Source organism: Pseudomonas sp. SIMBA_067 (assembly GCF_046534675.1).
GTDB classification, from domain to species: Bacteria; Pseudomonadota; Gammaproteobacteria; order Pseudomonadales; family Pseudomonadaceae; genus Aquipseudomonas; species Aquipseudomonas putida.
This window is the reverse complement of record NZ_JAWRYH010000725.1, coordinates 1-259: the sequence shown is the minus strand read 5'-3', so window position 1 is coordinate 259 and position 259 is coordinate 1. Positions and strand designations below refer to the sequence as shown.

Here is a 259-nt window from a genome sequence, read left to right as displayed (position 1 = left end):
ACGCTGACCTCGTGATTCTTCTCGGCCACCAACTGCTTCAGGCGGATCGCGGCGGCCAGCCCACCAGGTCCCGCACCCACCACCACAACGTCGTATTCCATTCTTTCGCGTTCTGACATTTCACTTCCCTTGCACCAGGACATCCACTGCAGCCACGCCCTTACCTTCCGCCAGTACCATTAGCGGATTGATTTCTGCCTCGACGACCTCGCGACAAGCCGCCAGACGCGACAGCGCGCCCAACTGCGGCAACATGCTG

At 60.6% G+C, this 259-nt stretch carries 1 protein-coding gene; it reads right to left on the bottom strand.

The window, feature by feature from the left end; all coding sequences use genetic code 11:
• Positions 1-119: FAD-dependent oxidoreductase (locus SB765_RS31065; protein ID WP_410932680.1), on the bottom strand; the 119-nt coding region annotated here is incomplete at its 3' end.
• Positions 120-259: the final 140 nt, after the last annotated feature.